Raw genomic sequence first — 19,970 nt, 5'->3', positions numbered from 1 at the left:
AAAGCAAAAATAACCCCCTGACAGTGCAGAGGGTATGAGTTTAGTCAGCCAGAAATATGATCCTGATCAGTTTTTCATGTTCCGGAGCCGCTGCAGGTCAAGCACCTGGATCTGGCTGCCTTTTCGTTCAATGAGTTGTTCTTCTTTAAAATCGCTTAGTATCCGGCTCACCGTTTCGGTAGCCATTCCGGCCAGGGCTGCCAAATTGTCTCTGGAGACCCTTAAAACCAGGCCTCCCTCAACCTGCTCCTGTGCACACAGGCGGATCAGGACTTCAGCGAGTCTTTTGCGTACAGAATGGTAGGCCAGCTGCAACAACTGCTGCTCTTTATCCAAAACATTATCGGAAAGAATTTTGATAAACTGTCTGGAAATGTCCGGGTATTTATTCAGCAGCTCTTCCATCAGGTCTTTTGGCAACAGGCAGATCACCGCATCTTCCAAAGCTTCGGCAGTTTCGGTATAAGGTTCATTCATGAGCAGGGAGGCCAGTCCAAAATACTGCTCCTGCCCATAAATTCCGGTCATGAGCTGTCTGCCGTCTTCCGACAGGCGCAGGGTTTTGACCTTACCGCTCATCACCAGGTATATCCCGTTTACCGTATCTCCTTCGTAGTAAATGATCTGTTTCTTTTTAATGTGTCTTAATTTCCGCTGCGCGATAAGTTTGCTCAGTTCGTTTAAACCCGAGGTATGACTGATCAGTCCGCTGATCTGGTCCAGTGATTTGCTGTAAAAGCTTTTCTGGATGTTCTTTTTGTTCAAACGGCTTTCGATCGCATTGAGCAGTTCTACATCGTCAAAAGGTTTGGTCAGGTAATCATCGGCCCCCATTTCCATCCCTTTTCGCATGTCTATCCGCTCTGCTTTTGCCGTTAAAAAAATAAAAGGTATGGCTGAAGTCTGCGGGTTTTTATGCAACAGGTACAAAACCCCATAACCATCGAGTTCGGGCATCATGATGTCACACAGGATCAGCTCTGGCAATTCCTGTAGCGCCAGGTCTACCCCTGCCTTCCCATTTAGGGCCTGAAAAACAGTATAACCTGCCAATTCCAGGATTTCGGCTGTGCTTTCCCTGATGTCATCATTGTCTTCTATAATCAGTATCCTCGTCTTGTTCATTATTTGTTAAAAGAAAGTACAAATGTAGTTCCGCTGTTGATGTTGCTTTCAAAATGGACCGTTCCGTTCATTAAAGTGGCGTAACGCAATACGATGTTTAGCCCCAAACCTGTTCCGGGAATATTGCCCGTATTGTGGGCCCTGAAAAAGGGCTGGAACAAATGGACCTGGTCGGCATCTGGGATCCCTATTCCATTGTCTTTAATGGTCACCACACATTGCTCATCACTGATTTCCGTATTGAATTCGATAAAGGTATGTTCACCGGAATATTTAATAGCATTCCCGATCAGGTTGATCATACAGTTTTTAAGCAGGTTCAGGTCCAGGTATACCGTGCTTTCCAGTCCCGTGTGCTGGTAAATGATGTTCTGGTCCTGTTTGGCAATCATCTGCATTTCTTCGGTGATCTCTTCGGCCAGTTTGACCAGGTCAAAAGAACTGAAATTGGGTTCCACCCTTCCGGCTTCCAGGCGTTCCAGGGATAGAAAATCATTTAAGATGGTGGTCAGGTTGCCTACCGCGTTTTTGATTTTACTGACATGCTTTTCAATATGTTTGTTTTCAAAGGGTTGGGCGTATTTTTCGATGAGTGAGGCCGAAAGCTGTATAGAACTTAAAGGGGTACGGAATTCATGCGAAGCCATAGAAACAAAACGGCTTTTCATCTGGTTGAGTTCTTTTTCCTTTTCCAGGGAAAGGCTCACTTCTTCTTTGGCCTCCCTTAAGGCCACCACCGTTTTTTTTAAGGATTTAGTCCTTTCTTCCACCAACTCTTCCAGTTCTGCAGCATATTCCCTCAAACGCTCTTCTGCTTCTTTTTCCCTGGATAGGTCATGGATAAAACCGGTAAAAATTTTTCTCTCCTGGTACTGTACTTCACTTACCGCCAAACGGAAAGGAAAAGTGGAACCATCTTTCCGAAGCCCCCGTACCTCACGTCCTTTGCCGATAATACGTTTTTCGCCCGTGCTTTGGTAACGGTGAATGTAACCATCATGGGCCCCTTTATCGGGTTCAGGCATCAGTACCTTAATGTTTTTTCCAATCACTTCCTCGAGTTGGTAACCGAATAACCTAAGGGCTGCAGGATTAAGGCTTTCAATGATGCCACGCTCATCAATGGTAATGATCCCATCAATTGCCGTTTCAATAATCGCATTCAGTAACCTTGCTTTTTCCATAAACCCTTTTTTACAAATATAGCGTTTTTATCCCCGCTGATGTTGATCAGCATCAGGACTTAAATGTGACACCCGTCATATTTTAAGCAAAAAAATGTCGTCTATTTTGTGCCATATCCGAACAAATTCAATTATGTCACATACTTTTCATATACCGGTCCTGGGCCTGGGCTATTCCATCGATACGCCATTAAAAGTGGCCAGATATGGCATTTCTTCTGTAGTTTCTATTGTTGATGATGAATTAACAGAGCGCATGAGGGCTTATCATTGCGCTACCCGGCAGCTTCCCTATACCCTTATCAGAGCAGCAGAACAGGACAGCAGGGCCAGAAGGATCACTGCTTACCTGGACCTATTGGACCAGCTGGTGGAGCAGCAGTTTGAAGCCATGCGGAAAGAAGATTTTACCCAGGGCACAGAGCTGAGCCGTTATTTCGAGCTGCTTCCGGCCCTGTCTCCTTTAAAAATAAAATACAAGGCCCTCATGCAGCTGGAAAATCAGCAGCTGAAAGAACGTCTGCTGGAAGAACTGAAACAGGAGATCATGCCCGGCTCGATAGATGTTAACATTATGTCCAAGGTCGATAAAGCCAATTACACTGCCGGAAACGAATATGCAGGAGATGATTTCACCGATGCTATTGCTGCCATGCGAGGTTTCTCCAAAAGCCGTTTACATGCCTCGGTGATTATTTCTGCGGGCCTGAATCCGCGTTTATATGCGTATATGGAGCAATGTACCGATTTTTATCCTCAGAACGGACTGGTCCGCAAAAAGATCATTCTTAAGGTAAGTGATTACCGTTCGGCCCTGATCCAGGCAAAAATGCTGGCTAAAAGGGGGCTTTGGGTAGCCGAGTTCAGGGTAGAATCGGGCCTCAACTGCGGTGGCCATGCCTTTGCAACCGATGGCCTGCTGATGGGGCCTATCCTGGAGGAATTTAAACAAAAAAGATCGTCTCTTTTTGAAGAACTTCTGGAAATTTATCAGCAGGCCCTGATGGACAGGGGCTTCGCCCCGGTACCAGAGCCCACACAACGCTTGAGCGTTCAGGGCGGTATTGGAACTGCCGATGAACATGACTTTTTAATTGCCCATTATGAGCTGGATGCTGCTGGATGGGGAAGTCCTTTTTTGCTGGTTCCTGAGGCCACTAATGTAGATGAACAAACCCTAAAGGCCCTGGGTCAGGCTACTGAAGAAGATTTTTACCTGAGCAATTCTTCGCCTCTGGGCGTATTGTTTAACAACTTCAAAAAAAGTACTGCCGAAATACTCCGGCTGGAACGCATTGCAAAAGGAAGGCCCGGCAGTCCCTGTAAAAAGAAATTTCTTTGTACCAATACCGAGTTCACCGAGCAGCCCATCTGCACCGCTTCCAGGGAATACCAGCACCTGAAATTACAGCAACTTGCACAAACAGGCTTGTCCGATACCAGCTACCGGCAGCAGGAGGCAGCCATAATCGAAAAGGTATGTCTTTGCGAAGGCTTGTGTGCTTCTGTTTATTTGAAAAATGATCTGCTCAAACCAAGAGAAAACCCGGCCGTGAGCATTTGTCCGGGGCCTAACCTGGCTTATTTTTCAGGAACCTATTCTCTTTCACAGATGATCGGTCATATTTACGGGCGTGAAAACCTCCTGGGGCAGATAGAACGTCCCAACCTGTTTGTGAAAGAGCTTCAGCTCTATGTAGAATACCTCAAAAAAGATATGGAAATCCACCTGCACAGCATCAATGAAAAAAAGAATAAATATTTTCAAAAATTTTCTGCCCAGTTGCAGCAAGGAATCAATTATTATAAAGAACTGATCCCTAGTCTGGGTTCCAGGGCTTTTGCTGCAGCCGGAGATATACAAAAACAACTGGAAGATGCTGAAAAAGCCCTGCTGAAACTTATACCTGCCTGATTTTAAATGCTCATTACAATTTTCTTCCCCCTGACCTGGTTATTTTCCATCAGTTCATGAGCCTTTTGTACGCTGCTCACACTTAGCCCGCCGATCAGATGAATTTCCGGCGGGCTGATCCATCCCGATTCTATCATTTGCCTGATTTCTTCCAATGCTAAGCCGTAGCTTTCTATTTTACCTTCCAGTACATAAGCGTAATTGGAAATGTTCAAAATCAGATCCCCATGGTCAAAAAGGATTTCCCTGGTTTTTTCGGTCCCCAAAAAAGTAATGTCCACATAGGTTCCGTTTACTTTTAACACTTCAGCCGCAGTTTCGCTCATGCTTCCTCCCGCCAGGTCCACCACAAAATCAAAGGGCCTGCCAGTCAGTTCCAGCAGTTTCTGCACCAGTCCGCTTTCCCGGTAGTCCAGGACCTGTTCTTTTAAAAGACCGCTGCTTTCCAGTATGTTGCGGCTTTGTTCATTTCCCGCCGTACTGAAAATGGTCCTCACGCCGCTTCTTTTCAGCAGCCGGATCAAAAACCGGCCAACAGCTCCAGAACCACCGCCGATAAAAACCAGGTCATGGACTTTTACGTTCATTCTTTTAAAAGCCTGCAACGCGGTCAAACCAGAGGAAGGTATGGCGGCGGCCTGTTCAAAACTAATGCCTGCCGGCTTAGGTGCCAGCATTTTGTAATGGATGGCAATGTACTGGGCATAAGTCCCGTTGGAGCCCCTGCTGCCGGAAGCAGCCATGACTTCTTCTCCCAGGGAAAAACCTTGTACCTGTGCGCCCAGGGCGACAATGACCCCCGAAAACTCTCTTCCCAGTACAGGGGAGGTCATTAATCTGCTTTCTCTTAAGCCCAGACGCATTTGGTAATCTATAGGATTAAAAGCCGAGGCCCTGATCCGCACCAGGACTTCATCGGCCTTTACGGCAGGTTTTTCTATTTCTCCGAGACTGAAATTTTTGCTGTCCCCAAAGCCGTTCAATACAATTGCTTTCATTTTTAGCCTGTTTTTTTACATTCATTGTACCTGCACCTGAAGTGCTTCAGGCATATTTTACGTAGGTTTGGCAAAGGTATTTGTCCTTTTAAAAAAGATCAATAACTCCTGTTTTAAGGAGTTACTCTTAAAAAAATGAGTATGCAAAAAGAAACCTCCAATTTCCTGAACAAAACCTTTTTACTGCATTCCTGCAGAATCAATGGCGCCTTGGCGGTTATTTCGGGCAGGTGGAAAGCCCTGATCCTGATCCATATTTCCGAAGGGGTAAACCGTTTCAGCCTGCTGAAAACCGTATTGCCCGGCATCTCAGATCAAAGCCTGGGCAAGCAATTAAAGGAACTGGAAACTGATCAGCTGGTGTATAAAGAAATTATTGCAGAGGTCCCTGTACGGGTAGATTATCATTTAACAGACAAAGGCCTGGCCCTGCTTCCTATTCTGGCTGAGTTGTCGGAATGGTATGATCCTTCTGGTCCCAGCCCATCAGGGTCATCACCCGTTTAAATTCATCCTGAAGCTCTGCTTTGAGCTGAATCTTTTCTCCACTGACGGGGTGCTTAAAAACAAGTTCAGAGGCATGCAGGAGCATGGTGGTCATATCCCAGGTTTCTTTAAAAAAGCGGTTCTGTTTATTGCATCCATGCTTACGGTCACCGATAATCGGATAAAAAATATGTGCAAAATGTTTGCGCAGCTGGTGCATTCTGCCCGTGGTCGGTGTCGCCTCCGCCAGGGAATACCGGGAAGTCGCATGTTTTCCAAAAGGCACCTGGAGCTCTGCCCTTTTTAAAGTGATAAAAGAAGTAAATGCATCCTGCACCACACCATCATCTTTGGTTAAAGGGTAATCGATGTCCATTTGGTCCGGGGCATAGCCCCTAAGTACGGCAAGGTACTTTTTCAGCACTTCCCCTTCTTGAAATTGTTTATGCATGGCAATTTCCACCTCCTTTTCAAAAGCAAAAAGCAAAATCCCGCCAGTTTTTCTGTCCAGACGGTGCACCGGACTGACACGTCTGCCAATTTGGTCCCTTAACATCTGCAAGGCAAATTCTTTGGCATCACCGGCTATGGAACTGCGATGCACCAATAAACCATGCGGTTTATTAATGGCAATAAGGTCCTGGTCCTGATAAATAATTTCAAGCATAGATTTTTTTGCGAAGATAGCATTAATAGAAAATTTATGGCTGAGAATTTGTAAGGCCTAAGACAATAAGTACGAATTAAGAACGATTTCCCTTGATCATTACAATACAGACCACCCGGGTAAAAGAAAATGAAGAGAACAGATCTGTGGTAAAGATCTTTAATCAGAAGCTGCTTGAAAAAGCCGCCGAATTGCAGCACTTCAGCTTGAGGCACCTGGAATATGTAGACCCCATATTTGAAGATGTAGTCATTTATCTGGTTTACAACCCCAAAAACCAAATCAGGTGGTATATCGCCAACGACGTTAGCGCGGAGATCTCGGCCCTGATCCTTAAAGAGATGAATAAACTGGGTATGCAGGCACTGGAGCAAACCTGAGCATTTCTTCAGATTCACGGTCCTGCTGCAGGTCTATGGTGAGCCGGTCAAAAGCTTCCTGTTTTTCTGAAAGCCCGCTTTGCTGGTTTATGGTGTAGTAATCGCAGGTTAGCCTAAATTTTCCCTGGCCCTTTTCAATATCCACTTTCAGAAAACCATGCTGATTTTCACAATATTTTTCCAAACGGACCCCTTGCAATAAAGGACTGTGATCTGTAAAAAGTGGGTCATCGGTACGGGCAATGGTGTGCAGTTCGTCAAAGCCCCCTGCTCCTGCGACAATAAAAGCAACCTCTTTTCCATTTCCATATATTTTCGAGAAACGCTGGTAATTGTGCACGTGACCGCTAAAAACCACATCCGGATACACGCCGGCCTCTTCAAAAGCCATATTCAGAAAACGGATCATCGGCAAACTGGAAGCATGGTTGGTGTCGGCAGAATAAGGTGCATGGTGCAGACAAACGATAATGGCTTTTTCCTGTTTCAATGTCCCTGCCCTTTTCAGTTCTTCTATGAACCAGCTTCGCTGTGCAGCACCTATACTTCCATATTTGGGTACATTGCTGTACAAGCCAATAATGGTGGCCAATTCGGTGTTTAATGTCCAGTACACATTGGGCTGCTGCTGGCTTTTTCGGGAATGTGCTCCTGCAAAATAGACCGTCCTGGAACTGGTATTGCAAAAAACATTATAAAAAGCGTCCAGACTTTCATAAGGTTCAGGATTGTCGGGATTTACATCGGCATCGTGGTTTCCGGCAATGGCATAAATAGGCCCCGGATAATTTTCATAAGGCTCGAAGAATTGTTTTTGGTACTGTTCCTTTTCCCCGAAATGATAAACAATATCACCCAGATGATATAAAAACTGCGGACGGCTTTCGGGGCTGAGGTATTGTTGCGCCATTTGCAAGGCAACCTCCTTTTGAAAAGCCGGCGCTTTTACCCCCCCTGTATCTCCTGTCAAATTAAAGACCAGGCGTTTTCCTGTGGTATTCCGGCAGGAAAGAGGAAGGTCCAGGTGGTAGGGATAGGCCCCGGTTGGCAAAGGTGGGAACTGGAATTTGTAGGAATCGTCGGGCTGGTCCTTCTTAAAAACCGGCCCTGTAAAAATCTCTTGTGTACACATAGGTCCTTGAGCTTAAAACAAAGCTAGGGGACTCCTGTTAACCAAATGTTAACAAACATCAAAATTTACAATTACTTTACCTTGGACAGCCCGGGATTTTTCCTTTTACAGCTGAAATGCTTTTAAAGCCGGTTTGGCATATTCGCCCCATTCCTTAAGCGCCGAATTCAGATATTTTTTAAATCCGGCCAGGTCCATGGCCTTTCCTTTTGTGGGCGGGGCAATTTCTTTTGGCACCACAGGCCGGTCGGTTACCTTTTTTGCAAACCAGGTAATGTTTTCATGAGGAAGGGCCACACCAAGGATCATTCCCGGTAGTCCCGAAAAAGATTCGGGCCCGCTGGACACCGGAATTTTATCGGTATAAAAAGCCACCACATAAACAGAATCCATCATCAGGCCGTTTGCCCTGCGACAATTGTAACCGGCAATTTCCCTTTTTTCATCCGTTATTTTCCATTTGATTTTCCGCGTGGTGTCCCTCACTAAAAAGATCTCTTCATAAACATTTTTCTGACTGGTGCTCATTCCAGTTTTCAGGTCGTTAAAAATGATGTTGTTCTGGCTGGCAGTTGGTTCGTTTCCAAAAAAGCCACCACCTGTAATTTCTTTACTTTCTACCGGGGCAAACAAACTTTTCTGATCGCCGAAGGTAAGCTTACTTTTGAGCACCTTAAACTGCGGCTGTGATTTTTTAAAAGCATCATAAGCTTGTTCATAAAAAGAACTCGTGCCCATGTTTTTTTTAATCATGGCATACATATTTATCGTTTTTTCGAATTCAATTTCGCCTTCGGTGGTAAAGTGGGCATTTTGTGCATGCAGCAGGTCTGTGCAAAGCAATAGCAACAGTAGTAGAATATATTTAGGGTTCATGGTCATTATTTTTGAGTTTTAGCCCCTCCGCCCATTTTATTAAAATCCCAGGTCAGAGAACACATAAAGTATCTTTTAATTGTGGTAAAATTAGTTTGTGTAAGCATGTTGCCATAAGCACTTCTGTTGAACCCTGTATTTTGGTTCAGCAGGTCCCGTCCGGAAAGAGATAGTTTCAGTTCTTCGGATTTAAAGAATTTTTTGCTCAGTGAAGCATTCCATATGGTTCTTTTAAAATCCTCATTGAAAGATTCTGTTTTTCCCCTGTATTCATAACCCACATCAGAACTGATTTCAAATTTGGCAGGAAGGTATACCGTTGCCGAAGAATTTGCTGTAAAGCCCCAGCCGTTGTTGTTGACATTTTTTTGCAGGGAAGATTGTCCTGTGTTGTAATTGGGACCAAAACTCACATAAAAATTATACTTTTTCTCGGCATACCTGGACACATTAAACCCACCGGAATAAGTATAAGATTCTGTTTTGTTCAGCTCACTGTTCACATAATTGTAAAAAGTATTCCCGTTTGCATTTAAAAATAGCCCGGCATCAATGCCAATCGCCTTAATTTTGCTGCTGATGCTGCCATACAGATAATAATTTGACGTGTTTTTTGTCGTCAGGTTAATGGATTGATAAGTGGTTTTTCCACTGGCTGCATCCGTTGTGGTATTGCTAACGATGGGGTTCATGGTAAAAGAATAAGAGGCATTTAACCACAGATACCTGGAGCTTAAAACCTTATAGGAATTATAACTGGCATTAAAACGGTTGGTAAAGGAAGGTTTGAGGTCGGGGTTACCAACAGTAATGTTTAAGGGGTCTGTATTTACCCTCACCGGCTGGATCTGGTCTATACTCGGCTGGGTATTGTTACCATTGTAACTGATACGGATAGATTTCTGTTGAGAAAACTTATACTGGTAAGAAGCCTGAGGGCTCCAGTTCAGGAAATTCCGGTCCATTTTTTTATTGGTAAACTGGTCCAGCTGTTCAAAATTTACAGCCGTCATTTTTGTTCCGAAATTGATAATAGTTTTTTCCTTTTTATAGTTAAATATCGCGCCAACCTGGTTACTGAGCTGATCCAGTTTATAATTGTTACTGAATGCACTGTCCAGTACCGTATACTGGCCCGGGCTAACCGCGTTAAATGATTTTCTATCCTGCAGACCATTGTTTATGCCCAGGCCGTAGTTCAAAATGACAGAAAAATAAGGAGAGAAAGGTTCGGAATAGGTCAAATTGGAATTGAAAACACTGCTTCTGATGCGGTTGGTTTTGTACTGGTCTACGATCCTGGTACTGTCCAGCTTCCCGCTTGTATTGTAAAAGCCGTTTTCTGATCTTAAAAATCCCTTGCTTTCTTTTTCATTAATGCTTTCACTCAGGCTTAAGGAAATACTACGGCCTTTCTTTTTCAGTTTTTTGTTCCAGAAAGCGGTGGCTTTAAAGAGTTTCTCATCGGTTTTATTATCCAGGTTACGGTCCGTTGTGTTTAAAAGCACATCATTTTCCCTCAGGGAATTGCCTGAATAATGCGTATTGGTCTCATTGTTTTTCAGAGTACCTTCAACGGAGACCTTTAGTGAAGAAGTGGAGTCCAGCTTGATTTCATAGATTCCATCCAGTTTCTGGCGAAAAGCATAATTGTTAAAGGTTTGGTCTGAATTGCTTTTAATGATCCCTCCTGGCAGGTTATTTTGTGTCTGTACATTTTTTGTTCCATCCACGCTTAAAGAACCAATCTTGTAGTTGCTGTTGATGGACTCTTTGTCCTGGTTCCATTTGCCATCATAATGTACCCCACCAGTACGCGCCAGAGGAATTCCTTCTCCATTGTACTGACCACTGAAGGATTCCAGGTCATCACCGCCCCCGCCAAAAATCATAATCCCCCCGTCATCTGAAAACTCCATATTAGAAGAAGAACCATACTTACTGTTGTCCTGCCAGCCCAAACCTGTTCTGCCAGTATTCCCTATGGTCCCATAGGCAGAGAACTTCTTTTTGCCTTTGAACATATTAAACATGCCCTGGCCCTCATAATTTTTATTTGTGCCGGCACCGGCGTCCAGTTTACCAAAATAGCCTTGCTTTTTATCTTCCTTGAGTTTAATGTTCAGGGTTTTTTCTTTGACCCCGTCATCAATACCTGTAAAGGTGGCCTGGTCACTTTTTTTATCGTAAAGCTGTACTTTATCGACCATATCTCCACGGATGTTTTTGGTCACCAGGGTCGGGTCGTCTCCAAAAAACTCTTCCCCATCCACTAAAACCTTATTTACTTTTTGTCCCTGGGCAGTAATTTTACCGTCCTTGTCTACCTGAATTCCAGGAAGCTGTTTAAGTAAATCCTCTACTTTGGAGTTGGGCTGTATCGTAAAACCGGAGGCATTAAATTCGGTGGTATCGCCTTTTATTTTAATGGCCCCAGCGGTCCCTTTGATCAGCACTTCTGATAATAATTTTGCCATCAGGATCAGGTTTACTTTTCCAAAGTCCTTTTCTTTGTGCAGGGAATCCAGGTTAAATTTTTCGACATAATCTGCATAGCCCGGATAAGTGACCAGCAAAATAAATTTACCGGTAGGGATTCCCGGAATGTTAAATGCACCGTTTTCCCCCACCCGGGTAAACTTTACCAGCGTAGAATCTTTGGCATTTAAAACCGAAACAGAGGAGTTTATGAGCCTGGTCGTATACAGGGTATCGACCACAAAACCTTTAATGGAATGTGGTCCTTGGGCGCGCAGGGAAAGTGTGCCCAGCAAGAGCAGTAAAACTACTGGTATAATTTTTTTCATACAGGATTTAGGTTGGCCCTAATATATAACTAAGTAGTTAGTTTAAAAGAACCTTTAACTTTTTTTAACATTTTTCTTTATTTTGACCCGGATTTAGCCTTATTATTACAGTTTAAGGGCAATTATTTCCGATGATAAGGCCATGACTAAAACAATACCACTTCGCATTATAGGACACGAGCGAAAAGCCGCAGAAAATGTAGTGATCACATTTGAACCTGTACAGGGGCACAAAATCAGTTACCTGAGCGGACAGTTCCTGGTCTTTTCTTTTATCATCAATGACAAAGAAATCAGGCGTTCCTATTCCATTTTCAGCTCACCGGTTATAGATGAACCGCTTAGTATTGCAGTTAAACTGGTAGAAAACGGGGAAATCTCTAAATTCCTTCATCATAAAGTAGGCAAGGGAGATGTTTTAAATGCCCTGGAACCCGGTGGTATTTTTACTTACCTGCCCATTCCGGAGTTGAAAAGAACAGTTTTCCTGTTTGCTGCAGGCGTGGGCATTACCCCGGTTTTTTCTATCCTAAAAACCGCCCTGCTTACTGAAATTTATTCCAAAATTGTATTGGTTTACAGCAATAAATCTGTTAGGGACACCCTTTTTTATGAAGAACTGAACCAATGGCAGCACAATTACCGGGAACGCTTTCAGATTGTGTACCTGTTTAGTGAATCCAAAAACCTGCTTTTGGCCAGACTGAACAATGTCCGTATAGAACAAATTGTAAATGAACATTTAAGCTACGACCGCAATGACGCTTTATTTTATACCTGCGGCCCAATCAATTATATGGTCCTGTGCAGAATTACCCTTCGTGCCATGGGTTTTGCAATGGAGCAGATCAAAAGAGAAACGTATTTTATCCCGGAAGACGAAGCGGATGATGACGACCAGACCGAGAAAAAAATAAAAGACACCAATACCTATTCGGTTGTGCTGGATTACCTGGGCAAAACCTACAAACTGGAAGTTCCCTATTACAAAAGAATACTGGAAACGGCCCTGGAGCAAAACATTAACCTTCCTTATAGTTGTGGCGCGGGTATGTGCAGCACCTGCGCATCAACCTGCGTAGAAGGCGGCGTAAGAATGGATTACAATGAAGTATTGACCGACCAGGAACTCGAGCAAGGCCGTGTATTGATTTGTACAGGACATCCGACCGCCAATAATACACGTATCATTATTGGCTGAGCCGGGCTTTTAGCTATCTTTGAAGCGATGAAAGGCCGTATTATCCAGTTTATAGATTTTTTTTATCCTCCATTTTCCAGGTTCATTCCGCTCCAGACCTTCAGGTATGCGGTTTCGGGCGGAAGCAATGCCGCGTTAAACCTACTGGTCTTTTTCATCAGCTATAATTTTATACTCGATACAGCACTTATTCAAATCGGGCCTTATACGCTGACCAGGTACATCGGGGCTTATGTGATCGCTTTGTGTTTCAGTTTTCCGGTGGGCTTTATGCTAAACAAGTATGTGGTTTTCCAGGAATCGGACCTCGAAGGCAGGGTGCAATTGTTCCGCTATGCTGCTGTAACAGGCATGAGCATTTACTTTGACTATGCTTTATTGCACCTTTTTGTGGGTTATTTTGGCTTTTGGGCAACACCCTCCCAGGCACTGATCATTGTGATCCTGTCCCTGTTCAGTTATTTCTTTCAAACCTATGTGACTTTTACAAAGAAGAAACGAAATCCCTGATGGTCCCGGTTTTGTAATGTTGCTTTTTAACCCAGCTCATAAAATTATCCATTCTGGAGATCATCTGTTTTCCGGAATTTCTGCTTACATAGGAAGGAAAACCAAATTTATTTTTATCCCGCAGATCTGTAAATTCCCAGGGATGAAAGTACACGTTCAGATAGACATCCTTACGGATTGTTCTTTTAACCAGATATTTATAAAGCCACAGGGGCAGATTGTGAAAAGAAAGCCAGAACAACGGAAAACGCAACTGCGGACTGACCGAAGCTGGTAATTGCAGCACCCCATGGTCATTAAAATAAGTTCTGGAGATGTGCAGGTTATTGTACCTTCCCGGCAGCCAGGTTGGGTTAATGGAACTGTTGTACACATAGCCCGCCTTGCGCACTTCTTCTTCGTCCACAGGCATCATCCGGGCCATACGGTAGCCTGTTACTGTCCTGCCCGATAATCTTTCCAGTTCGAGTCTGGACTCCAGAAGGTGTTCTGGTTTAAAATCAGAATGATAATAGCCATGAGAGGCCAGTTCATGTCCTTCATCCAGTATCCTGCTGATGATTTCCGGTGCATGTTGTGCAAATGTAGCTGTACAGAAAAATGTTGCCTTTATTTCGTGTTTTTGTAACAGGTCCAGAATGTGCTGTGTCCCGGTCACCGAAATGCTGATCTGTTCCTGAAAACTAATGCTTTTTCCGTACTCAAAAGCCATATCGAATTCCTCGATATCAAAACTCAATAACACCATCAGACCAGGTTTACCAGATTAGAGGAACGGATAATGTAATTTGGCCGGTTTTTGCTTTGAAGAAACATTTTGCCCATGTAAATTCCAATAATGCCCAGGATGATCAGGTGCAAGCCTCCAAAAAACACAATCGTTACAATGGTCGAGGCCCAGCCGTCTACTTCTTTTCCTGTATATAAAGCATGCAGCACATAAGGAATGTATAAAACAGACAGAAAAGAAAAAATGAATCCAAGGTATACGGCTGTATATAAAGGCTTAATGCTAAAAGAAGTTACCCCGTGCATGGCAAGCCTGAGCATTTTGGAGACGTTGTATTTACTTTCACCGGAAAACCGCTGGTTTGGGGTATAATCAATGGCAAACTGCTTAAAGCCCATCCATTTGATCAATCCGCGGATAAAAGGTTCATTTTCATTAAACTCTTTAAAAACGTCCACTACTTTTTTATCCATTAACCTGAAATCGGCCGTTCCAGGTTCAATTTCTATATCCGAAAGGGAGTTCAATAACCTGTAATACAAAGAAGAAGTTACCCTCTTTTTATAAGGCAGGGAACGGTCTTCATGTCTTCTGGTATACACCACTTCGTAACCTTCCTCCCATTTTTCCAGCATTTGGACGAGCAGTTCCGGGGGATGCTGCAAATCGGCATCCAGCGAAATCACACAATCACCATCGGCGTGGTCCAGTCCGGCCTTCAGGGCAGGCTGGTGGCCAAAATTTCTGGAAAACTCTATGTAAAAAATATTTTTTCTGGCCAGGGTCATGGCCTTGATGACAGAAAGGGTTTTGTCCTTGCTCCCGTCGTCGACCAGTATAATTTCAAAGTTATACGATCTCCCCTCCATAATGTTTTCCAGTCGGTCTACAATAGCCACCAGATTATCTTGTTCATTATAGGCAGGAATGACAATTGAAACTTTTTTGCTCATTGGTTTTTCGGGGCCCCGGTAACATATGCGTTACAACATCATTGTTTACGGGGTATTTATTTAGGTTCACAAAATTGCAAATAAAATTACAACTACACAGTACATTATATATTTTTGTCAACCTTTTACAAAGATTTAATGTTATTTATTGTGTTAATTTTTCTAAAATTGCAGAATGCATAGCGCGAAAAACTTTATTTCTAAACTGATCTATAACAAATTCTTCTGGCAGTTCTTTGTTGCAATTTTTATGATTGCCATGGCTGCATTTTTTATCAGGGCAGAACATATAGAGGTCATCAAGATCACGGCACAACTACAAAGCAGTGATCCTGTATACATCAGTTTAGGGATTGCCCTGACCGTAGTTTATGTGCTCGCGCAAGCTGTTATGTACATTTACAGCTTTAAAGCTTTAAATAAAAAAATCCCTCTTGGGCTGGCTGTAAAGCTTTTTTTAAAGCGCAACCTGGTCAGTATATTTTTACCGGCAGGTGGCTTTTCTTCCCTTGTTTTTTTCACAAAAGAAGTAGAAAAAGAAGGAATTTCTAAATCCCAGATCCACCTGGCCTCTACCTTATTTGGTTTTTGCAGTATTCTTTCTGTTGTGGTGGTTGGTATTCCTGTTTTAGGAATTGCCTTGTTGTTTACCAAACTGGGAACGGCCGAATTACTTAGTTTCGTGTTCCTGCTCCTGCTCACTGCAGGCCTGGTATGGCTCATTTATTCTATTGCCAAAAAAGGAGCTGCCTATAAATGGCTGGCCCGCATCAGACCTTCACTGACCACCATACTCGATGACATGATAGACCAAAAGGTTAGCAGAAAACAATTCTGGAATACCTTATTGGTTTCTATAGGCATAGAGGTTATTGGTATTGTACACCTGTACATTTCCATGTTGGCCCTTGGTTTAAATGCCAGCTGGCCGGCAGCGATTATCGGCTATATGGTGATGGTCATTTTACTGATCGCCTCGCCATTTTTAAGAGGACTGGGCACCATAGAAATTTCACTGACCTTTATTCTTCAGCAATTTGGTTTTCCTATTGTTGCGGCGGCCACCATTACCCTGCTTTTCAGGTTTTTTGAATTCTGGCTCCCGCTGATTGCCGGTATACTAAGTTTCATGACCAAAAAGGACAATCTTATCCTTAGGGTCCTGCCTGCGTTTATCATCCTGATCCTGGGTATTGTGAACATCATTTCTTCCATTACCCCTGCCATACCAGCCCGTTTGCGGCTGGTGAAAAACCTGCTTCCTGAAGACGTTATTGTAACCAGTAATGCCCTGGTTTTGGTTTTCGGATTAATCCTGGTGATGCTGAGTATCTTTTTACTCCAGGGCTCCAGAAGGGCCTGGTATATTGCCGTTGCCTTAACTGCTTTTTCTTTTTTTGGTCATTTGCTTAAGGCTGCAGATTTCGAGGAAGCCATACTTGCTTTTGTGGCCGGCTCTGTGTTATGGTACACCAGCGGCAACTATAAACTAAGGCCCCACCCCCGTTTTATATCCATTAACTATTTTGTGCTCATCTATGCTGCACTGGCGGTGATGGCTTATGGGGTACTCGGTTTTTATTTTATTGACAAAAGACATTTTGGTATAGATTTTAAGTTTACAGAAGCCATAAAAGCGGTACTCAAACTGCTCTTTCTGGTAGACGATAAGGCCCTGGTGGCCCGGACCCATTTCGGTAAACATTTTGAGGACTCCATTTATTTTGCCGGGGCCAGCCTGATTTTGTTTTTTGTATTTAGTCTTTTAAAACCATATTTCTCTAAACCCTATAATAAAGAAGCCGATTTTGATACCGCAAATGACCTGCTCAAAAGTTTTGGTTGTTCGGCCCTTGATTATTTTAAAACCTATCCGGATAAGTTTTTATTCTTTAATGAAAGCAAAAGTGCCTTTATCAGTTTTAAAATCACCAGGCATTTTGCCATTGTACTTGAAGATCCTGTGGCAGAAACCGCAGCCGAAAAGCTGGACATGGTCAATCAGTTTGAAGTGTTCTGTAAGGAAAATGGTTTCATTAGTGCTTATTACAGGGTACCGGAAAGGTCGCTGGAATTTTACCATGCCTTAGGACGCAAATCTATTCCTATTGGTGAGGAGGCCATTTTAAACCTGAGCACTTTTACCATGGATGGCGGTAAAATGAAAACCACACGCAGTGCAGTCAACAGGCTAACCGCCGAAGGATTTGAATTAAAAGTTTATAAAGCCCCTATTAAGGAAGGCTTACTTCAAAAACTGGAAAAAGTATCGGACAACTGGCTGCAGGAATTACAGCAAAAGGAAGTTGCTTTTACACAAGGGGTATTTGATGCCAGCATTCTTAAAGAGCAAACCATTTTAACCATAGAGGACCAGGAAGAAAAAGTGTACGCTTTTTTAAACCTGATCCCCGATTATGCGCCTGGCGAGGCCACTTATGATTTGATCCGGAAAATAAAGGATGCTCCAAACGGGGTGTTGGACATGTTACTGGCCAAAACCTTCCTTTACCTGAAAGAACAAGGCTATACCTCTGCAAATATGGGCCTGGCCCCGCTTTCGGGTATGGAAGATGTAAACGTAACCCAAAAGACCATTAAGTATGCCTACGAGAACCTTAAGGTTTTCGGACAATTTAAAGGCCTTAGAAAGTATAAGGAAAAATTCTTCCCTTCCTGGGAAAAGAAATATCTGATTTTTAGCCACAACTACCACCTTTTACAGGTGCCAAGGGCTTTAAAAAGGGTTTCTGAAGGCAGTTAAGCTTTAATTAAAAACCCTGGATGATTGCCCTGGCCACTTGTTTGATGTTGTCGTCATAACGATGGGAACCGGGAATAATGATCTTGTGAATTTTATCAGATGTTTTAATGGCCTGATAAAAATCGCTTTCTTCGTCCTTTCCAAAAATACAATGAACCGGTACCGGGCTTTTTAGCAGTTCGGGATAGGTTTTGAATTTGCCCTTATTGGTTCCGCCAAAGCCCAGCATATTGGAAATTTTAGTGACAAAGTCGGTTGAAAAACCCGGTGAAAGCAGCACCAGCGATTTTAATTTCTGGCTTTCTTCGGCAGCCAGGTGTGTGGGCAAAAAAGCACCTACATCCGCACCAAAGGAATAGCCCAGGATCACAAAAGACGATTTGTTCCAGGCTTTGAGGTAATGCTCTATAATGCTTTCGGCATCAAGAGCAAATTGTGCCGGTGTTTTTTGTTCCCAGAAGTATTTTCTGGTGTCCAGAGCGACCAGGGCATAACCATTATCGGCCAGTTCCTGGCTCAGGTTCTGCGAAAACTTATTCCATCCACCATCCCCGCTCAGGTAAAAAACAAGGGGCTTATTTTCGTTCCTTTGTATGGTATGAAGGGGAAGTGCCGAAAGGGGGGCTTTTTTTTGTGCTTTAACCATAATGGAAAAAGACAACAACAGCAGACTTAAAGAAAGTTTAAAATTCATGCAGGTTTAGGTCTTTTAAATTTTTCCCAAAGATATTAAACTCAGCTGACGGCCAAGAAATCTTTTTGGCCTTAGCGAAGAGATGATCTTTGTATAGGCAGCCGGATCATAACGGTGGCTTCCCGGAAGGAGCTCGAGTTTAAAATTAGGGAGATTGAGCTCACTTAAAGGCTTTGCTTCTTCAGCTTCCCCATAAAAACAAAATACAGGTATGGTAATTTTTTCGACTTCAGGAGCAACTTTAAAGGGCCGGTTGTCCCCTGCAATATTGAGCAGGTCTGAAGTATGTACTTTAAAGTCTGAAGAAGAAAAGGGACTCATGAGCTGGATGGCGGCCACTTTTTCCTTGGTTTTTTCTGGAAGACGGTTGTAAATGAAAGGAACCACGTCGGCACCAAATGAAAAGCCGCAGAGGAAAATACGGTTTGTTTTATACAAAGCATTGTATTTGTCCAGGAGCAGGAAAATATCATCGGCTGTTTCCTGAGGGGATTTTTGTTCCCAGAAATAACTTCTTGAATTGAAACCGATCACATAAAAACCCCTTTTGGTGTATTCAGTTGCCAATTTGTCTTCAAAATCCAGCCAGCCCCCATCACCTGAAAACAGAAACAATATCCTTTTGGATAAAATATTGGAGGTCGGGTATACAATAACCGGAAGGTTATAATCATTTTGTTCTATCCCATGGTGACTGCTAATGCGGTTACGGACCAGCAGCCCGCAGCCGGATAAAGTAAACAACAGGAAGAAGATGCCTAATAATTTTAACCCGAGCTTCATTTTTTCAGATAGAGAACATATCGCTTGTCAGCAAAAAACACACCAATCCATAAGGGCCTGCTTAGATTTATAAATTAAACAGGCCCTAAAGTATTCAAATATTTTTATTGCAGAGAAAACAGGCTGTAACAAATAAAAAACAAATGCTTAACCAAAGGTCATTTGGTCCACCCGGATCCAGTGCATTCCGGCTGCTTTGGCTGCCTCCACTCCCGGAATGCCGTCTTCAAAAACCAGACAATCAGATGCAGGAACACCCAATAAGGTCGCCGCTTTTAAAAAGGGATCGGCAAAAGGCTTTCCTTTCTCAGTATCCCCTGCGCAGACCAGCACCTCTACCAAATGGTCTATCCCCAAAACCTGCAGGGTCCTTTGAATGGCCGGCCGGTCGCCACCAGATACCACACCTATTTTTACTTTCCCCGCATTCGCTTTTAAATGCGCTACAACGTAATCAATTGGCTTCACATGATCCAAATAACACTGGGCATAAATTTGTGCCTTCCTGACCTTAAATTCCTCCGGCACCAGTGAAGCACCATAACGACGGTTAATTTCTTCCACGACACGGGCAATGGGCCAACCTGCCAATTCTGTAATCATTGCAGGATTAAACACCACACCCTGCTCCTGAGCGGCTTCCACATAAGTTGCCGTATGTGCCGGCATATTGTCGGTAAGGGTACCGTCACAATCGTATAGAAAAGCCTTGTAACTGCCTTCAGAAAGTTTTGAAAGCGCTAAAAATTCGGATTGCTCCATAAA

General features: G+C 43.4%; 18 protein-coding genes. 6 read left to right on the top strand and 12 right to left on the bottom strand.

The window, feature by feature from the left end:
- Nucleotides 1-66: 66 nt before the first annotated feature.
- Nucleotides 67-1,125 (bottom strand): response regulator, encoded by a 1,059-nt coding sequence (locus B0O44_RS23530; protein WP_110834553.1) that lies wholly within the window; start codon nucleotides 1,123-1,125, stop codon nucleotides 67-69.
- Entirely contained in the window at nucleotides 1,125-2,309 is a 1,185-nt protein-coding gene (locus tag B0O44_RS23525; protein WP_110834552.1) for a PAS domain-containing sensor histidine kinase, read from the bottom strand. The genes B0O44_RS23530 and B0O44_RS23525 overlap by 1 nt, the downstream gene beginning before the upstream one ends.
- Before the next feature lie 133 nt (nucleotides 2,310-2,442).
- On the opposite strand from B0O44_RS23525, the gene B0O44_RS23520 reads away from it, so the two are divergent.
- Nucleotides 2,443-4,224, top strand: a complete 1,782-nt coding sequence (locus B0O44_RS23520) for a hypothetical protein (protein WP_110834551.1) — start codon at nucleotides 2,443-2,445, stop codon at nucleotides 4,222-4,224.
- Between the two features lie 2 nt (nucleotides 4,225-4,226).
- Here B0O44_RS23520 and B0O44_RS23515 read toward each other — a convergent pair whose 3' ends face one another.
- Nucleotides 4,227-5,222 (bottom strand): quinone oxidoreductase family protein, encoded by a 996-nt coding sequence (locus B0O44_RS23515; protein WP_110834550.1) that lies wholly within the window; start codon nucleotides 5,220-5,222, stop codon nucleotides 4,227-4,229.
- 141 nt (nucleotides 5,223-5,363) lie between these two features.
- On the opposite strand from B0O44_RS23515, the gene B0O44_RS23510 reads away from it, so the two are divergent.
- Nucleotides 5,364-5,729: a winged helix-turn-helix transcriptional regulator gene (locus tag B0O44_RS23510; RefSeq protein ID WP_110834549.1), complete on the top strand. Its 366-nt coding sequence runs from the start codon at nucleotides 5,364-5,366 to the stop codon at nucleotides 5,727-5,729.
- Here the strand turns inward: B0O44_RS23510 and B0O44_RS23505 are convergent.
- A complete protein-coding gene (locus B0O44_RS23505) occupies nucleotides 5,659-6,375 on the bottom strand; it encodes a pseudouridine synthase (RefSeq protein ID WP_110834548.1) in 717 nt (238 codons plus the stop codon). The genes B0O44_RS23510 and B0O44_RS23505 overlap by 71 nt on opposite strands.
- 92 nt (nucleotides 6,376-6,467) lie before the next feature.
- Here B0O44_RS23505 and B0O44_RS23500 point away from each other — a divergent pair, with 92 nt between their 5' ends.
- Nucleotides 6,468-6,755 (top strand): hypothetical protein, encoded by a 288-nt coding sequence (locus tag B0O44_RS23500; RefSeq protein ID WP_110834547.1) that lies wholly within the window; start codon nucleotides 6,468-6,470, stop codon nucleotides 6,753-6,755.
- Here B0O44_RS23500 and B0O44_RS23495 read toward each other — a convergent pair.
- From B0O44_RS23495 to B0O44_RS23485, 3 genes are all read right to left on the bottom strand, one after another.
- Nucleotides 6,709-7,887 (bottom strand): metallophosphoesterase family protein, encoded by a 1,179-nt coding sequence (locus B0O44_RS23495; RefSeq protein WP_110834546.1) that lies wholly within the window; start codon nucleotides 7,885-7,887, stop codon nucleotides 6,709-6,711. The two genes, B0O44_RS23500 and B0O44_RS23495, sit on opposite strands and share 47 nt — an antisense overlap.
- Before the next feature lie 105 nt (nucleotides 7,888-7,992).
- Complete coding sequence (locus B0O44_RS23490) at nucleotides 7,993-8,763, bottom strand: GLPGLI family protein (RefSeq protein WP_110834666.1); 771 nt, start codon at nucleotides 8,761-8,763, stop codon at nucleotides 7,993-7,995.
- A gap of 5 nt (nucleotides 8,764-8,768) precedes the next feature.
- On the bottom strand, nucleotides 8,769-11,570 hold the full coding sequence (locus tag B0O44_RS23485) for a TonB-dependent receptor (protein WP_110834545.1): 2,802 nt from the start codon (nucleotides 11,568-11,570) through the stop codon (nucleotides 8,769-8,771).
- A gap of 142 nt (nucleotides 11,571-11,712) precedes the next feature.
- On the opposite strand from B0O44_RS23485, the gene B0O44_RS23480 reads away from it, so the two are divergent.
- Nucleotides 11,713-12,771, top strand: a complete 1,059-nt coding sequence (locus B0O44_RS23480) for a 2Fe-2S iron-sulfur cluster-binding protein (protein ID WP_110834544.1) — start codon at nucleotides 11,713-11,715, stop codon at nucleotides 12,769-12,771.
- Between the two features lie 27 nt (nucleotides 12,772-12,798).
- A complete protein-coding gene (locus tag B0O44_RS23475; RefSeq protein ID WP_110834543.1) occupies nucleotides 12,799-13,281 on the top strand; it encodes a GtrA family protein in 483 nt (160 codons plus the stop codon).
- Here the strand turns inward: B0O44_RS23475 and B0O44_RS23470 are convergent.
- Together B0O44_RS23470 and B0O44_RS23465 are read right to left on the bottom strand one after the other, a co-directional pair.
- Complete coding sequence (locus B0O44_RS23470) at nucleotides 13,256-14,029, bottom strand: polysaccharide deacetylase family protein (protein ID WP_110834542.1); 774 nt, start codon at nucleotides 14,027-14,029, stop codon at nucleotides 13,256-13,258. The two genes, B0O44_RS23475 and B0O44_RS23470, sit on opposite strands and share 26 nt — an antisense overlap.
- Nucleotides 14,029-14,964, bottom strand: coding sequence for a glycosyltransferase family 2 protein (locus B0O44_RS23465; protein WP_110834541.1), 936 nt, complete (start codon nucleotides 14,962-14,964; stop codon nucleotides 14,029-14,031). The genes B0O44_RS23470 and B0O44_RS23465 overlap by 1 nt, the downstream gene beginning before the upstream one ends.
- Nucleotides 14,965-15,139: 175 nt before the next feature.
- Between B0O44_RS23465 and B0O44_RS23460 the strand changes: the two genes are divergently transcribed.
- Entirely contained in the window at nucleotides 15,140-17,728 is a 2,589-nt protein-coding gene (locus B0O44_RS23460; protein ID WP_110834540.1) for a phosphatidylglycerol lysyltransferase domain-containing protein, read from the top strand.
- A 7-nt stretch (nucleotides 17,729-17,735) separates the two neighbouring features.
- On the opposite strand, the gene B0O44_RS23455 is transcribed toward B0O44_RS23460, so the two are convergent.
- The 3 genes from B0O44_RS23455 to B0O44_RS23445 all read right to left on the bottom strand — a co-directional run bounded on the left by B0O44_RS23455 (nucleotide 17,736) and on the right by B0O44_RS23445 (nucleotide 19,967).
- A complete protein-coding gene (locus B0O44_RS23455; RefSeq protein WP_110834539.1) occupies nucleotides 17,736-18,422 on the bottom strand; it encodes an alpha/beta fold hydrolase in 687 nt (228 codons plus the stop codon).
- Between the two features lie 15 nt (nucleotides 18,423-18,437).
- Nucleotides 18,438-19,205 (bottom strand): AcvB/VirJ family lysyl-phosphatidylglycerol hydrolase, encoded by a 768-nt coding sequence (locus B0O44_RS23450; RefSeq protein WP_110834538.1) that lies wholly within the window; start codon nucleotides 19,203-19,205, stop codon nucleotides 18,438-18,440.
- Nucleotides 19,206-19,352: 147 nt separating this feature from the next.
- Nucleotides 19,353-19,967 carry an HAD family hydrolase gene (locus B0O44_RS23445; RefSeq protein ID WP_110834537.1) on the bottom strand — a complete coding sequence of 205 codons (615 nt, stop codon included), beginning with the start codon at nucleotides 19,965-19,967 and terminating at the stop codon, nucleotides 19,353-19,355.
- Nucleotides 19,968-19,970: the final 3 nt, after the last annotated feature.

Source organism: Pedobacter nutrimenti, from assembly GCF_003208655.1.
Taxonomy (GTDB): Bacteria; Bacteroidota; Bacteroidia; order Sphingobacteriales; family Sphingobacteriaceae; genus Pedobacter; species Pedobacter nutrimenti.
Note: the sequence above shows the minus strand (reverse complement) of the source record. Positions and strands in the feature narration are given on the sequence as shown.

What these genes read in the sequence shown, in the direction of transcription:
- B0O44_RS23490 (WP_110834666.1), bottom strand. Translation starts at nt 8,763, where the DNA reads ATGAACCCTAAATATATTCTACTACTGTTGCTATTGCTTTGCACAGAC.
- B0O44_RS23445 (WP_110834537.1), bottom strand. Translation starts at nt 19,967, where the DNA reads ATGGAGCAATCCGAATTTTTAGCGCTTTCAAAACTTTCTGAAGGCAGT.
- B0O44_RS23515 (WP_110834550.1), bottom strand. Translation starts at nt 5,222, where the DNA reads ATGAAAGCAATTGTATTGAACGGCTTTGGGGACAGCAAAAATTTCAGT.
- B0O44_RS23470 (WP_110834542.1), bottom strand. Translation starts at nt 14,029, where the DNA reads ATGGTGTTATTGAGTTTTGATATCGAGGAATTCGATATGGCTTTTGAG.
- B0O44_RS23455 (WP_110834539.1), bottom strand. Translation starts at nt 18,422, where the DNA reads ATGAATTTTAAACTTTCTTTAAGTCTGCTGTTGTTGTCTTTTTCCATT.
- B0O44_RS23460 (WP_110834540.1), top strand. Translation starts at nt 15,140, where the DNA reads ATGCATAGCGCGAAAAACTTTATTTCTAAACTGATCTATAACAAATTC.
- B0O44_RS23485 (WP_110834545.1), bottom strand. Translation starts at nt 11,570, where the DNA reads ATGAAAAAAATTATACCAGTAGTTTTACTGCTCTTGCTGGGCACACTT.
- B0O44_RS23505 (WP_110834548.1), bottom strand. Translation starts at nt 6,375, where the DNA reads ATGCTTGAAATTATTTATCAGGACCAGGACCTTATTGCCATTAATAAA.
- B0O44_RS23480 (WP_110834544.1), top strand. Translation starts at nt 11,713, where the DNA reads ATGACTAAAACAATACCACTTCGCATTATAGGACACGAGCGAAAAGCC.
- B0O44_RS23450 (WP_110834538.1), bottom strand. Translation starts at nt 19,205, where the DNA reads ATGAAGCTCGGGTTAAAATTATTAGGCATCTTCTTCCTGTTGTTTACT.
- B0O44_RS23465 (WP_110834541.1), bottom strand. Translation starts at nt 14,964, where the DNA reads ATGAGCAAAAAAGTTTCAATTGTCATTCCTGCCTATAATGAACAAGAT.
- B0O44_RS23495 (WP_110834546.1), bottom strand. Translation starts at nt 7,887, where the DNA reads ATGTGTACACAAGAGATTTTTACAGGGCCGGTTTTTAAGAAGGACCAG.
- B0O44_RS23530 (WP_110834553.1), bottom strand. Translation starts at nt 1,125, where the DNA reads ATGAACAAGACGAGGATACTGATTATAGAAGACAATGATGACATCAGG.
- B0O44_RS23520 (WP_110834551.1), top strand. Translation starts at nt 2,443, where the DNA reads ATGTCACATACTTTTCATATACCGGTCCTGGGCCTGGGCTATTCCATC.
- B0O44_RS23475 (WP_110834543.1), top strand. Translation starts at nt 12,799, where the DNA reads ATGAAAGGCCGTATTATCCAGTTTATAGATTTTTTTTATCCTCCATTT.
- B0O44_RS23510 (WP_110834549.1), top strand. Translation starts at nt 5,364, where the DNA reads ATGCAAAAAGAAACCTCCAATTTCCTGAACAAAACCTTTTTACTGCAT.
- B0O44_RS23525 (WP_110834552.1), bottom strand. Translation starts at nt 2,309, where the DNA reads ATGGAAAAAGCAAGGTTACTGAATGCGATTATTGAAACGGCAATTGAT.